Origin of the sequence: Roseburia inulinivorans DSM 16841 (genome assembly GCF_000174195.1) — a bacterium.
GTDB classification, from domain to species: domain Bacteria; phylum Bacillota; class Clostridia; order Lachnospirales; family Lachnospiraceae; genus Roseburia; species Roseburia inulinivorans.
Window position 1 is genome coordinate 57,425 of record NZ_ACFY01000113.1, and the last position, 12,338, is coordinate 69,762.

Genomic DNA, 12,338 nt, shown 5'->3' on the forward strand with positions numbered 1-12,338 from the left:
AACTTAAGTATTCTGGTTCGGGTTACACACGTTACGTGTCTTAAGGGAAAATCAATTGATTTTTATTAGAGTGGAACCGCGGATTATTTCGTCTCTTGGAGATGGGATAATCCGTTTTTTTGATTTATTAATAAAAAGAAAAGGGGCAAGAAGTATGGGAATCATCCAGCATGTGAAGGAAGAGTTTCAAGTGATAAAAGAGCGTGACCCGGCGATCAAATCACCGATGGAAGTTTTGCTTTATCCAAGCTTTCGTGTTATGCTAAGTTATAGACGTGCACATAAACTGTATTTGAAAGGGCACTATTTCTGGGCAAGATTTCTTTCCCAGCGTGCGGCGAGAAAAACAGGGATCGAGATACATCCGGGTGCAACGATTGGAAAAGGTTTTTTCATCGATCATGGAAGCGGTGTTATCATAGGAGAGACCGCGATCGTCGGTGATAACGTTACCTTATATCAGGGTGTGACATTAGGCGGAACCGGAAAAGAGACCGGAAAGCGTCATCCAACGATCGGCGACAATGTCATGATCAGTGCCGGCGCAAAAATCATTGGTTCTTTTACAGTCGGGGAAAATTCCAAGATCGGGGCCGGAAGCGTGGTTTTGGAGGAAGTTCCGCCAAACTGCACCGTTGTCGGTGTTCCGGGACGTGTGGTAAAACGCGACAACATAAAAATTCCACGAAGCGATATGGATCAGTGTCATCTGCCGGATCCGGTCAAAGAGGACATTACCATTTTACAGAGAGAAAACGCTGAACTTGTCAATCGTGTGCTTGATCTGGAACGTCAGTTGAAAGAGGTTGACCGGAAAGTCAGACAGGATTAATAATAGGAAGTGAAACGCTTTTTCAAAGTTAAAATAATATAGAAAGAAAATGGAGAACACAAATGGAAAATAATTTTAAATTCTACAATACACTTACTAAAAAAATCGAGACCGTGATTCCTCATGAGGACGGCAAAATCGCAATGTACACCTGCGGACCTACGGTGTATCATTTTGCACATATCGGAAACCTGAGAAGTTATATCATGGAAGATGTTCTGGAAAAATCACTCCGTTATGTCGGATATGATGTAAAACGTGTCATGAACATTACAGATGTAGGACATCTGGCTTCCGATGCAGATACCGGGGAAGATAAAATGTTAAAGGGTGCAAAGCGTGAACATAAGACAGTTATGGAGATCGCAAAGTTTTACACAGATGCATTTTTTGAGGACTGCAAAAAATTAAACATCAAGACACCGGACGTTGTGGAACCTGCAACGAACTGCATTCCTGAATTTATTAAAATGATCGAGGGGCTGTTAGAAAAGGGCTACGCTTATCAGGCAGGCGGAAACGTTTACTTTGACACGTCCAAACTGGATAATTACTATGTTTTCTCCACACAGGCAGAACTTGAGACTTTAGTCGGTGTAAGGGATGATGTCGATGAGGATACCAATAAGAAAAACAAGACAGACTTCGTGCTCTGGTTCACCAAATCCAAATTTGAAGACCAGGCATTGAAATGGGATAGCCCATGGGGCGTCGGTTATCCGGGATGGCATATTGAGTGCTCCTGCATCGGTATCAAACATCTTGGCGAGTACATGGATATCCATTGTGGCGGTGTGGATAATATTTTCCCACATCACACCAATGAGATCGCACAGTCTGAGAGCTACCTCGGACACAAATGGTGCAATTACTGGTTCCATGTACAGCATTTGAATGACAAATCCGGTAAAATGAGTAAATCCAAAGGAGATTTCCTCACCGTTTCCTTATTACAGGAAAAAGGGTACGACCCGATCGTATACCGGATGTTCTGCTTACAGTCCCATTACAGAAAACCGCTTGAGTTTTCTTATGAGATCATGGATAACACCAAAGCCGCTTACAACAAACTGGTAAAACGTGTTGCCGGACTGAAAAAAGAGGGCGAGACAGACCAGAACGTATTTGCAGAATACAAGGCAAAATTCGTGGATGCGATTTCAAATGATCTGAATACTTCCATGGCGATCACTGTATTATATGATCTGTTAAAAGCAGACACGAACGATATTACAAAATACGAGTTAATTAAGGATTTTGATAAAGTTCTTTCCCTGAATCTGGAAAATGCAAAGAGCACAGAGACAACGGAAGGCGTTGACGCTGAACTTGAGAGCTTTGTCCTTGCCAAAATCGAGGAGAGAAAAGAAGCAAAGAAAGCAAAAGATTTTGCAAAAGCAGATGCCATCCGTGATGAACTGCTTGCAAAAGGAATTGTCATCAAAGACACCCGCGAAGGTGTGGTATGGCATAAAGCGGAGTAAAGAGAGATGGAAAAAGGAATCGATTCTTATTTAAAAGAACAATTTGAAATCCCGGATGTCGACATCCGCACATATTCACCGTTGACACTGGCTTATATCGGAGATGGTATCTACGACCTTGTGATCCGGTCTCTGGTAGTAGCCAAAGGCAACACGAGAGCGAGTGAACTCCACAAGCGCACCAGCCAGATTGTAAAGGCACACACACAGGCGGAGATGATGGAGGTGCTGCTTCCGATTCTGACAGAGGAGGAGGCAGCCGTGTATAAGAGGGGGCGCAACGCCAAATCTTTTACCATGGCAAAAAATGCCACGATGTCGGATTACCGTAAGGCAACCGGATTTGAGGCGCTTATGGGATATCTGTATCTGAAAGACGAATTTGAGCGTCTGGTCGAGCTGGTGAAAACTGGCGTGGAAGAGATGAGACTAAAACTATAGTTATATCTTGCAAGCAGCGAAATGATTGAGTGATGAGATCACGATAAGAGAAAGGGAAAAAGAATTTCATGGGATATGAAGAACAGAAAATAGAGGGACGTAATGCGGTACTGGAGGCATTCCGTTCCGGAAAAACAATAGACAAACTGTTTGTCTTGGATGGATGTCAGGATGGACCGGTGCGCACGATCGTCAGAGAGGCGAGAAAACATGACACCATTATTAATTTTGTGGATAAGGAACGTTTAGACCAGTTATCCGAGACAAAAAAGCATCAGGGTGTCATTGCAGTTGCCGCAGCATATGAGTATGCGGAAGTGGAAGATATTTTAAAAAATGCAGAGGAAAAAGGGGAACCACCGTTTATTTTTATTCTGGATAATATTGAGGATCCGCATAATCTTGGTGCGATCATCCGTACCGCAAATCTGGCAGGAGCGCATGGAGTGATCATTCCAAAACGCCGGGCAGTGGGACTGACTGCAACGGTTGCAAAGACTTCAGCAGGTGCGATCAACTATACGCCTGTCGCAAAAGTGACAAATCTGACTGCAGCCATCAAGGAGCTGAAAGAAAAAGGCTTATGGTTTGTCTGCGCTGACATGGGCGGAACCGAGATGTACAAACTCGACTTAAAAGGACCTATTGGTCTTGTCATTGGAAACGAGGGTGAAGGTGTCAGCAAACTCGTAAAAGAGAACTGTGACTTTATCGCATCCATTCCGATGAAGGGGGACATTGATTCCTTAAATGCGTCAGTAGCAGCAGGTGTGCTGGCATATGAGATCGTGAGACAGCGTCTGCAGTAACTGCTGAATATGGAACATCCGCAGAGCGTGGATGTGGTCTGGAACTATCGTACAGGGAGAGCAGGTATGGAAGAGTATAGAGACAATGGCCGGGGAAAAGTGCAGACGTCTTATGACAGGTTAAGTGATGAAGCACTTTTGCGGCAGCTTCGGGCTGGGGATGCCGCGATCATGGATTATGTGTTGGACAAGTACAAACCACTCGTGCGGAAAAAGGCGAATGCCATGTTTTTGATTGGGGGCGATACCGATGATCTTATCCAGGAGGGGATGATCGGTCTGTTTAAAGCAATCCGCGATTACCGGGAAGAGAGAGAAACTTCGTTTTTCCATTTTGCAGAACTGTGCATCACAAGACAGATTTACAGTGCCATAGAGGCATCCAACCGGAAAAAACATGCACCGTTAAACTCCTATGTTTCTTTTTATTCGGAGGTGAGTGAAGAGGGACAGCCGCTGGCAGAGTATCTCGAATCGGAGCGTTCAGATAATCCGGAACAGCGCATGATCGATCAGGAAAACTTTGAACTGTTTCTGAAAAAAGTACGCCAGAGCCTGAGTAAAATGGAGTGTGAGGTGTTAGATGATTATCTGTCGGGGTTAAATTACCAGCAGATCGCAGAAAAAATGAAGAAATCCCCGAAGGCGATCGACAATGCACTGCAGCGCATCAAAACAAAAATCAGGGTTTTTCAAAATGATACGTTGCCTTCTTGAGAAAGTATTTTGGTGGCATAATTTCAAAATAGAGACTGAATATGTACAATATGCACAAAAATAGAAGCAAATTTTTGTAACATTTGTGAACACTTATGTGAGAGAGTATGATATTATAATTCTCGTAAAACCCCCCAATACATTATATATAGTTTTTGCTATACCCCATAGTAAAAATACCTTCTCCTAAAAGGACAGCCGATCGACAGGCTGTTCTTTTTTTGCAGAAAAAGAAAATCCGATTTTGTGATATTCAGTCTGATAAATTTTTTATGAAAAAAATCATAAATTATCTGGTTGACAAATGGAGTATGATTTGTTAGAATACCACTTGTCGATTGCGTAAGCAGTTGAAGAGTGCTGATATGGCTCAGTCGGTAGAGCGTCGCCTTGGTAAGGCGGAGGTCACGGGTTCGATTCCCGTTATCAGCTTAGGGTAGGAATCCCGGTAATTTCAAGGAAACTTGATTTTGCCGGGATTTTTTGTTGATCCCAAAATAATTCTTTAGAAATTCTTTCGTTTTTTATATAATGGTTTTTTAGATAGATATATTACAGTAAGACATATCAGATAAGGAGTCAGAAGTCAGATGGAGCAGTTGAACAACAATGAGTACAATATTTTGGTCGTGGAAGATGACAAAGAGATCCGTGATGGGATCGAGATTTTCTTAAAAAGCCAGGGATACCATGTATATAAGGCAGCCGATGGTGTGGAGGGCTTACAGATTATAGAGAAAGAACCAATTCATCTGGCAATTGTGGATATCATGATGCCGCGGATGGATGGCGTGACCATGACGATCAAATTGAGAGAACATCATGAGTTCCCGGTCATTATGCTTTCGGCAAAATCAGAGGAGACTGACAAAGTGATCGGCTTAAATATTGGTGCGGACGATTACGTGACAAAACCGTTTACGCCGTTAGAACTCATGGCAAGGGTAAATTCCCAGCTGCGCCGCTATACCCGTTTTATGGGAATGGCGCAGAAAAAAGAGGAAGAGGGAAGAAACTACGTCATAGGCGGACTTGAATTAAATGAGGATACCATCGAGTTTTCCGTGGATGGAAATCCGGTGAAACTGACTCCGATTGAATTTAAAATTCTGGCACTTCTGATGAGAAATCCGGGCAGAGTTTTTTCGACAGAGGAAATCTACGAGCGTGTCTGGAACGAAAAAGCAATTAACACGGACACCATTATGGTGCACGTGAGAAACATCCGGGATAAGATTGAGATCAACCCGAGAGAACCAAAATATTTAAAGGTGGTGTGGGGCGTTGGATACAAAATTGAAAAACAGCCGTAATGTTAGAATAGGAATTATTATCGTTGGATTATTACTTGCAGTTGGTGTGAATGTAAGCCTTTTTCCGTTGATGATAAGGAATGCAGAACAGAAGTCAGCACAATTGTTTTCCTCCAGTGAAAATGTAAATACGGAGTATATTGATACACTTTATCAGGGGGCTTATGTCCTGTATACCGAGATTAAGAACGAGCCGTCAGAAAACCGTACGGAGCCTTTTGTCGGAGAGGAAAGCGGTTATGATGATTACGATTATATTTCAGAGTGGAGCAGTTCCTTTGAGGGCGTCCGGTCTGAGACGGATTATTATGCGACGGATGGAGCGAAAAAAGAAGTGAATACGAATGCGCCGTTGTATGAAGTTTTGGAACCGGATTTCAGAATTGACGATGACAAAGAACAGTGGAACTCTTATGAGAGCGTTTTTGTCCTGGACTTTGACGAAGATGGAAACTTGTCCGTCGATGTCAAAAAGGATGGAACAGTTTCTGCGGATACACTCATCAAAAGTCTTTTACAGGCAGACCGATACAATGAAATACGCACATATGCGGTGGACAATGATACGACCTTAGTCCCGGTGAAAAATTTTCAGGTAGTATACGGTATTCCAAAAGACAGTACGAACCTTGCCTATGAAGATTATTACACCAGTGATTATTATCTGGTTGCATCCGGCGGGGGAGATGCAGCGTATTTTATTACACTTCTGGTAATTGCGGCATTTGCATGCTTTATGTGCAGCAGAAGAGTATGGAAAAATGAAAAAATGCCGGATTATCTTCCAAAATGGCGTTATATGGAAGCGGGGATCTTCGGACTTATGATGTCGTTTGCAATGTGTGATATTTATATTGACACTGTCTGCGATTTCCCATATACAGGCAAATCAGGTTACGCAAATGTGAATGTGTGGAGCGTTCTAAAAACAGGCGGAATCCTCTGGATTGTTTTTGCAGTTGCATTTGTGTCTGTCGTCTGCATTTATCCGGTATTTTCTGTTGGATTGAAAGAATACATCCGGCAATACAGTTTTATTTATCAGATTTTTCCATGGATCCGAAAGAAATGGGATCAGTTTACAGACGAAGTCAACCATATTGATTTCAGTGATAAGACAACCAAAACGATCCTGAAAATCGTGGTGATCAATTTCCTTGTTTTAGCAGTGCTGATGTGTATGTGGATGTTTGGAATCGTTGGTCTTGTCATTTACTCGCTTGTGCTTTTTTATCTGATGAAAAAGTATTACGACAGAATCAAAAAAGATTATGATGTCTTGATGAGAGGTGTGCAGCGTATTGCAGAGGGTGATCTTGATACGATGATCACAGAGGATATCGGAGTGTTCGAACCATTCAAAGAACAGCTCACAGAGATCCGCACCGGATTTAAAAAAGCGGTGGATGAAGAAGTGAAAAGCCAGCGCATGAAAACAGAGCTGATCACAAATGTGTCTCATGATCTGAAAACACCGCTCACTGCAATAACTACATATGTAGAGTTATTGAAAAAAGAAGATATCACAGAAGAGGAACGCAAATCTTATATTGAGACACTGGAGAAAAAATCACTGCGGCTGAAAGTGCTGATCGAGGATCTTTTTGAAGTGAGCAAAGCGACGACCAATAATATTACATTAAATCTGATGGATGTTGATGTGGTCAATCTGATGAAACAGGTCAGCGTGGAACACGCAGATAAATTTGAACAGATGGGGCTGCAATTACGATGGAATGTCCCGGAAGAAAAAATCATTCTGAAACTGGATAATCAGAAAACCTATCGTATTTTTGAAAATTTATTTGTGAACATACAGAAATATGCAATGCCAAACAGCCGTGTTTACATTGATGTAGAGAAGCCGGAGGGGAATGTGACCATCACCATGCGCAACATGTCCGCCGTGGAGCTGAACGTGAGAGGGGATGAGCTGACGGAGCGTTTTGTGCGTGGCGATGCTTCCCGCAACACGGAGGGCTCCGGTCTTGGCCTTGCAATTGCAAGGAGTTTTACCGAAGCGCAGAAGGGAAGTCTGCATATCGCTGTGGATGGCGATCTCTTTAAAGTGGTCATCCTGTGGAAGTTGTCATAACGGAAGTAAATGTGCTATACTTGTTTTTGCTGGGAAGTCCATGATGCGTTGCATGTGGAGTTCACCGGAAAAAGAACAATGGAGGTAATTCATAATGGAAACAATGGACGATTTCAAAGACGAGTTAGAGGCATCTTTCCGCCAGATCAGAGAGGGCGACATTATCACAGGAACTGTCATTGCAGTGAGTGAGGAAGAGATCACTCTGGATTTAAAATATTATGCACAGGGAATTATTAAGGTAGAGGATTTCAGCAATGATCCGGATTTTGCAGTGTTAGAGCAGATCCATGCCGGGGATGAGATCGAGGCAACTGTGGTAAAGACAGATGACGGGCAGGGCAATATTCTGCTATCCAGAAAAGAGGCAAACGATGTTCTTGCATGGGAGAAACTGCAGCAGATGATGGAAGATGGAACGGTTGTAAAAGTCCGCATCAAAGAGAGTGTTCCAAGCGGTGTGGTTACATTTTTAGAAGGCATCCGTGCATTTATCCCTGCATCCCAGCTGGCACTTGATTATGTCGAGAATACAGAGGAATGGATCGGAAAAGAAGTAGAAGCAAAAGTCATTACCGTTGATCCGGAAAAGGAAAAACTGGTATTATCTGCAAAGCAGGTGGCAAAAGAGGCAGCAATCGAGGAACGTAACCACAAGATTTCCATGATCGTGCCGGGAACTGTAATGGAGGGAACGGTGGAGTCTTTAATGCCATATGGTGCATTTATCAATCTTGGCAATGGATTGAGTGGACTGGTACACATTTCACAGATCTGCGAAAGACGTATCAAAAAGCCATCAGAAGTGTTAAAAGAGGGACAGAAAGTCAAAGCAAAGGTGTTGAATACCAATGACAACAAGATCAGTCTTTCCATGAAAGCACTGGAAGAGGAGATGGTTGACACAGAACCGGCAGAAGATCTCGAGCAGTATACATCAAAGGAAAGCTTTGGCTCAAGCCTTGGTTCACTTCTTGCAGGAATCAAGCTGGATTAATCAGAAGATAAAGATTTTATCATGAAAATGAAACTACCGGATGCAGACAGGTTTATGTGTACATCCGGTAGTTTTTATGTAACAGGAAATTTACTTTGTTATTTGCAGCTTTCACGTTTTGCCATGTAATATGGCAGGGACATTTTCAGAGGGAGCGTGTGACCGTTTCTTATGCGGTCAATCAGGATCTTGGCTGTCATCTTTCCCATTTCTTCGATCGGAATATGCATAGTTGTAAGCATTGGCGATACATATTGTGCAATTTCAATGTCATCCATACTGATGACGGAGATATCGTCAGGTATGCGATAACCACATTCGTGGATTGCACGGATCGCACCGATCGCTGTGATGTCATTCATGCAGAAAAAAGCAGTTACGTCGGAAGAACGTTCCAGAATGCGTTTGGCTCCCTGATAACCGGCTTCGGAAGAGCCGGAAACATTAGTTACAATATTTTTGTTAAAATTAATATGATTTTTTTTAAAGTATTACAATAAGCTTCATACCGGATTTCATTTTTCGTCTCTCCGATATATCCGATCTGTGTGTGCCCCTGTGAGATCAGGTGGCTCACGGCATCAGATGCAACGGCATTTCCATCACAGATGACCTGATCGTACTCGGCATCTAAAGGATTTAAACCAACGTAAATGATCTTATGGAAATGTTTTTTCATAAATTTGAGCGTTTCTTTGTCACAACGTCCAAGAATGGCAGCACCGTCCACTTCATTATTTATAATCTGGTTTTGAGTGGCCGGATTATGAATGTCAAAAGTAGAAAAAGAATACTTTACGATATAACCTTCTTTTAATGCCTCCTGTTCAATACTTCTTGTCAGAGTTGAAAAAAAAGCATCATTTTGTGCATCCTGTGCTCTTGCATAGACACAGGCGATGGAATGATGAGGTACATTTTCCCTGTTTTTTTGCTTCAATGCCTGGGCGGAAGTGTTAGGTACATATCCACCGGCTCGTGCAATACTCCATATTTTATCCTGCATTTCTTTGCTGGCGGCGTTTGAGGAATTCCCATTGATAATACGGGAGACAGTAGAGATGGAAACACCGACCTCTTTTGCAATATCCTTTAATGTCATTGAAATACCCCCTCCTAAAGGTCATTTTCATCTTTGCGTATAGTTTAACACAAATAGATAAAAATTTGCGTAAAACTTTACACAAACGTTTGCCAAAATAAATGGCGAAGAGAATGGTAAGTGTGGTACAATAAATTTAAATGAGATTTGAAATGTTTAGGAGGACAAGATGAAAAACAGATGACAGTACGAAAAACAGTTTTGGCAGCATTATTTCTTGCAATTGGACTGATTCTTCCATTTATTACCATGCAGATCCCGGCAATCGGAAAGATGCTTTGTCCGATGCACATTCCGGTATTACTGTGTGGATATATTCTCGGAGGACCGTATGGCCTGATCGTTGGATTTATTACACCGTTACTTAGAAGTGTGACATTTGGAATGCCTGTCATGCTCCCGAATGCTATATGCATGGCATTTGAACTTGCAACCTATGGATTAGTCAGCGGAATTCTTTCCGGTAAGATGAAAAAGGATATGAGATCACTATATATCTCTTTGATCATTTCCATGCTCGCAGGAAGACTGGTATGGGGACTTGTATCAGCAATTGTTTATGCATTAATAGGAAGCGGATTTACATGGAAATTATTCTTTATGGGTGGATTTGTGAATGCAATCCCTGGAATTGTGATACAGCTTATCTTAATACCTGTTCTTGTAAATCGTTTATATGCAGCGGGAGTTGTAAAGCCTGCTTATGAAGGAAAATAATGATCTGTTTTTCTGATAGAAGACAGAAAACACAGGGAAAGATCGGAGAAATACATGGAACTGAAGACACAATGCAGAGAACGATTCAAACCGGCAGTGGATGCGATTAATGAAATTATTAAACAGGAAGACAATACAGACAGACCAATTCTTGTGGCGATTGACGGGAGATGTGGAAGTGGTAAGACAACTCTGGGAGAATATTTAAAGGGGCAGCTTGATTGTAATCTGTTTCATATGGATGACTTCTTTTTACGCATGGAACAGCGTACACCGGACAGAATGAAAGAAACCGGTGGGAATGTAGACTATGAAAGATTTTATGAAACTGTGCTTATACCGGTTCAAAAGAAGGAATCTGTGTGCTATCAGCCCTTTTCCTGCAAAGAGTGGAGACTATTAGATGCTTATGAGATTCCTTATAAAAGGATTAATATTATCGAGGGCTCTTATAGCTTACATCCGTATTTTGGAAAGCCATATCAGCTGAAGATTTTTATGAATATTGCATCGGATGTGCAGCTTGCAAATATCAGAAAGCGTAATGGGGAAGAGAAAGCAAAAGAGTTTCAGGAAAAATGGATTCCGAAGGAAGAAGCATATTTTGAAAAATTTCATGTGCAGGATGACACACTTGAGATTATGTGGAATTTAAAGGTATTATAAAAGAGATGTTCAAAGAAAAACAGAGTCAGATCGACATGCGCATATGTCTGTCTGGCTCTGCTTTTTTATGTAATGGATTCAGGTGGCTAAGCCTCTAAAGTGATTTTTAAATGGTAAGTTTTTTCAGCTTCAGGCATTAATGAGAGAATACCACGTTTTTCTGAGAAAATATCACTGTCCTGATGGAAAATCGCAGAACCATTCCATGGTTCCAGACAAAGGAATGGAGCATTGCCGCCAGCAGGAGTCCAGAAAGCGATAGATTCAAAATCAGGATAGTCCATTGTTACACCTTTTCCAGTATGAGTGTTAAGGAAGGAAACACGATGGGAATTGGTGTGTTCAAAGAAAACAGCATCACTGTCAAACATTGCAACAGTAAGTGGTAATGTGTTGCCCTCTGCTTTTTGTACAACCTTTTTCTCTGTGTTGAATTCCATATTTTCAAGATCATATTCATAAGATACGAAATCTTCTGCTTTTTCAAAGACGAGTTCACAGTCGGCAAGTGTTTCACCGGAAGATACCGGAAGCATAAATCCAGGATGTGCGCCGATATGATAAAACATTTCTTCTGTGTCATGGTTTACAACACGGTATTCCATAGATAACTCATTGTCGGATAAATGATAGGTGAGAGACAATTCGAACTGATAAGGATAACTTTTTAAAGTTTCTTCATTTGCGTGTAACAAGAAAGTGACCGTATCATCGGATAAATCCTTCACCTCGAATTCTGTATCTTTACAGAAGCCATGCTTTACGAGAGGATAAACCTGCCCTTTCATGGTTGTTTCACCATTTCTTAAATTTCCAATCGTTGGAAAGAGAAGTGGTGAAGAACGCATCCAGAAAGCAGGATCTGAATTCCAGACGTATTCTTTTCCGGAAGGATCTTTGAAAGATTTCAATTCGGCTCCCATCGTATTGACAGCAACCTCGTAACCGTTTGAATGTAATGTGATCAGCATAATAAAAGCCCCCTTTTACAAATTGATATTGTTTTTGAAAAATACTTGTTTTTCTATTATAACACACGAATCTGCGTAAAGAGAATAGGTTTAGACAAACGTTTGCAACAGATTAGAACCGGGTTGACAAAACATAACGATTTATGTTACCGTCTTTTCAGACAAAGGCGTCTGGCAGGTGTTCTGCCAGGCGC

Annotated in this window: 11 protein-coding genes, 1 tRNA gene, 1 pseudogene and 1 other annotated feature (1 of these 14 cut by a window edge); of the genes and pseudogenes, 11 read left to right on the top strand and 2 right to left on the bottom strand. The window is 41.7% G+C overall.

Features of this window, described 5'->3' with window-relative positions; all coding sequences use genetic code 11:
* Window positions 1-99, top strand: a binding site (T-box leader); it begins 140 nt to the left of the window's first position.
* 55 nt (window positions 100-154) lie between these two features.
* The 9 genes from epsC (at window position 155) to ROSEINA2194_RS13115 (ending at window position 8,688) form a co-directional block, all read left to right on the top strand.
* Entirely contained in the window at window positions 155-832 is a 678-nt protein-coding gene (gene epsC / locus ROSEINA2194_RS13075) for a serine O-acetyltransferase EpsC (RefSeq protein ID WP_044928031.1), read from the top strand.
* 62 nt (window positions 833-894) lie between these two features.
* Window positions 895-2,316 carry a cysteine--tRNA ligase gene (gene cysS, locus ROSEINA2194_RS13080; RefSeq protein WP_007887942.1) on the top strand — a complete coding sequence of 474 codons (1,422 nt, stop codon included), beginning with the start codon at window positions 895-897 and terminating at the stop codon, window positions 2,314-2,316.
* Window positions 2,317-2,322: 6 nt separating this feature from the next.
* A complete protein-coding gene (locus ROSEINA2194_RS13085; RefSeq protein ID WP_007887944.1) occupies window positions 2,323-2,757 on the top strand; it encodes a Mini-ribonuclease 3 in 435 nt (144 codons plus the stop codon).
* 68 nt (window positions 2,758-2,825) lie between these two features.
* Window positions 2,826-3,566 (top strand): 23S rRNA (guanosine(2251)-2'-O)-methyltransferase RlmB, encoded by a 741-nt coding sequence (gene rlmB / locus ROSEINA2194_RS13090; RefSeq protein ID WP_007887945.1) that lies wholly within the window; start codon window positions 2,826-2,828, stop codon window positions 3,564-3,566.
* Window positions 3,567-3,632: 66 nt separating this feature from the next.
* On the top strand, window positions 3,633-4,283 hold the full coding sequence (gene sigH / locus ROSEINA2194_RS13095) for an RNA polymerase sporulation sigma factor SigH (protein WP_044928034.1): 651 nt from the start codon (window positions 3,633-3,635) through the stop codon (window positions 4,281-4,283).
* 359 nt (window positions 4,284-4,642) lie between these two features.
* Window positions 4,643-4,715, top strand: a tRNA-Thr gene (locus tag ROSEINA2194_RS13100).
* 158 nt (window positions 4,716-4,873) lie between these two features.
* Entirely contained in the window at window positions 4,874-5,596 is a 723-nt protein-coding gene (locus ROSEINA2194_RS13105; protein ID WP_007887961.1) for a response regulator transcription factor, read from the top strand.
* Window positions 5,568-7,691, top strand: coding sequence for a sensor histidine kinase (locus ROSEINA2194_RS13110; RefSeq protein WP_007887964.1), 2,124 nt, complete (start codon window positions 5,568-5,570; stop codon window positions 7,689-7,691). The genes ROSEINA2194_RS13105 and ROSEINA2194_RS13110 overlap by 29 nt, the downstream gene beginning before the upstream one ends.
* 94 nt (window positions 7,692-7,785) lie before the next feature.
* Complete coding sequence (locus tag ROSEINA2194_RS13115) at window positions 7,786-8,688, top strand: 30S ribosomal protein S1 (RefSeq protein WP_007887966.1); 903 nt, start codon at window positions 7,786-7,788, stop codon at window positions 8,686-8,688.
* Window positions 8,689-8,786: 98 nt separating this feature from the next.
* On the opposite strand, the pseudogene ROSEINA2194_RS13120 reads toward ROSEINA2194_RS13115, so the two are convergent.
* Window positions 8,787-9,790: pseudogene (locus ROSEINA2194_RS13120) on the bottom strand (LacI family DNA-binding transcriptional regulator).
* Between the two features lie 180 nt (window positions 9,791-9,970).
* Between ROSEINA2194_RS13120 and ROSEINA2194_RS13125 the strand changes: the two are divergent.
* A complete protein-coding gene (locus ROSEINA2194_RS13125; protein WP_044928020.1) occupies window positions 9,971-10,507 on the top strand; it encodes an ECF transporter S component in 537 nt (178 codons plus the stop codon).
* Window positions 10,508-10,561: 54 nt separating this feature from the next.
* Window positions 10,562-11,173 carry a hypothetical protein gene (locus tag ROSEINA2194_RS13130; RefSeq protein WP_007887981.1) on the top strand — a complete coding sequence of 204 codons (612 nt, stop codon included), beginning with the start codon at window positions 10,562-10,564 and terminating at the stop codon, window positions 11,171-11,173.
* 86 nt (window positions 11,174-11,259) lie between these two features.
* On the opposite strand, the gene ROSEINA2194_RS13135 is transcribed toward ROSEINA2194_RS13130, so the two are convergent.
* Window positions 11,260-12,144, bottom strand: a complete 885-nt coding sequence (locus tag ROSEINA2194_RS13135) for an aldose 1-epimerase family protein (RefSeq protein WP_007887987.1) — start codon at window positions 12,142-12,144, stop codon at window positions 11,260-11,262.
* Between the last annotated feature and the right edge of the window lie 194 nt (window positions 12,145-12,338).

What these genes read in the sequence shown, in the direction of transcription:
- cysS (WP_007887942.1), top strand. Translation starts at nt 895, where the DNA reads ATGGAAAATAATTTTAAATTCTACAATACACTTACTAAAAAAATCGAG.
- ROSEINA2194_RS13105 (WP_007887961.1), top strand. Translation starts at nt 4,874, where the DNA reads ATGGAGCAGTTGAACAACAATGAGTACAATATTTTGGTCGTGGAAGAT.
- ROSEINA2194_RS13125 (WP_044928020.1), top strand. Translation starts at nt 9,971, where the DNA reads ATGACAGTACGAAAAACAGTTTTGGCAGCATTATTTCTTGCAATTGGA.
- rlmB (WP_007887945.1), top strand. Translation starts at nt 2,826, where the DNA reads ATGGGATATGAAGAACAGAAAATAGAGGGACGTAATGCGGTACTGGAG.
- epsC (WP_044928031.1), top strand. Translation starts at nt 155, where the DNA reads ATGGGAATCATCCAGCATGTGAAGGAAGAGTTTCAAGTGATAAAAGAG.
- sigH (WP_044928034.1), top strand. Translation starts at nt 3,633, where the DNA reads ATGGAAGAGTATAGAGACAATGGCCGGGGAAAAGTGCAGACGTCTTAT.
- ROSEINA2194_RS13130 (WP_007887981.1), top strand. Translation starts at nt 10,562, where the DNA reads ATGGAACTGAAGACACAATGCAGAGAACGATTCAAACCGGCAGTGGAT.
- ROSEINA2194_RS13115 (WP_007887966.1), top strand. Translation starts at nt 7,786, where the DNA reads ATGGAAACAATGGACGATTTCAAAGACGAGTTAGAGGCATCTTTCCGC.
- ROSEINA2194_RS13085 (WP_007887944.1), top strand. Translation starts at nt 2,323, where the DNA reads ATGGAAAAAGGAATCGATTCTTATTTAAAAGAACAATTTGAAATCCCG.
- ROSEINA2194_RS13135 (WP_007887987.1), bottom strand. Translation starts at nt 12,144, where the DNA reads ATGCTGATCACATTACATTCAAACGGTTACGAGGTTGCTGTCAATACG.